This is a genomic window from Campylobacter sp. 2352 PW (assembly GCF_024723575.1).
In the GTDB taxonomy this organism is placed as follows: domain Bacteria; phylum Campylobacterota; class Campylobacteria; order Campylobacterales; family Campylobacteraceae; genus Campylobacter_D.
Genome location: NZ_JANQCX010000039.1, coordinates 1 through 764, shown reverse-complemented (window position 1 = coordinate 764; position 764 = coordinate 1). Strand labels below are relative to the sequence as shown.

The window sequence follows — 764 nt, the reverse complement described above, 5'->3', positions numbered from 1 at the left end:
TCCCATAGCATCAGCCATTTGTGAATCTATTCTCCCTTTTGATTCTCTTAGCGATACAGAAGCTTGAGAAATCATATCAGTTGCACCCATACCTATAGCACTAAGTCCGCTTCCTGATATTAAGATATCTTTACCATCATTTTTAACTAATGATAAACGACCAAAGTTTTTATAATCATCTTTTAAAATACCCGCTCCAGGACCCATATCTCCAGTGATTTCTATACCCCTACCATCTCTTGAGTTAAGTACTAATCTACCATTAGCATCTCTTGAAGCTTCGACACCTGTACTATCTTTTACTGAGTTTATAGCAGCTACTAAAGCTCCATTTTGATCACTATCTTGATATTCTATCCTACCTATTTTAACCCCATTAATAGCAAAATCATCACTTGTTACTCCTGCTTTTATAGGACCAGCTCCGGTGGTTTCTACTATAAAATTAGCTCTAACGCCAGTTACATCTGCTACTCTATTAATCTCTTCAGCCAAAGCACCTATACCAGTACCTACTGAAGATGAAATCACTACAGGTTGGAATTTAAAATCATCTACACCATTATAGTTTTTAATAGTAAGTTGAGCTACACCACTACTATGAGACATAGAACCTGTTTCAAATCTAGTAACACCGATTTTACTTGATTGGGTTGGACCTATGCTTGCTTTTACAGTTTGATTTGACTGAGCACCAATTTGAAATTCTTGATTAGTAAAATTTCCACTTAAAAGTTGTTTGCCGTTAAATGCTGTAGTGTTTG

The 764-nt window shown here is 35.9% G+C and carries 1 protein-coding gene; it reads right to left on the bottom strand.

All coding sequences use genetic code 11. The features are described from left to right. Positions 1-764, bottom strand: a 764-nt coding sequence (locus tag CAMP5121_RS08010) for a flagellin hook IN motif-containing protein (protein ID WP_337215295.1), incomplete at both ends; no start/stop codon positions are given.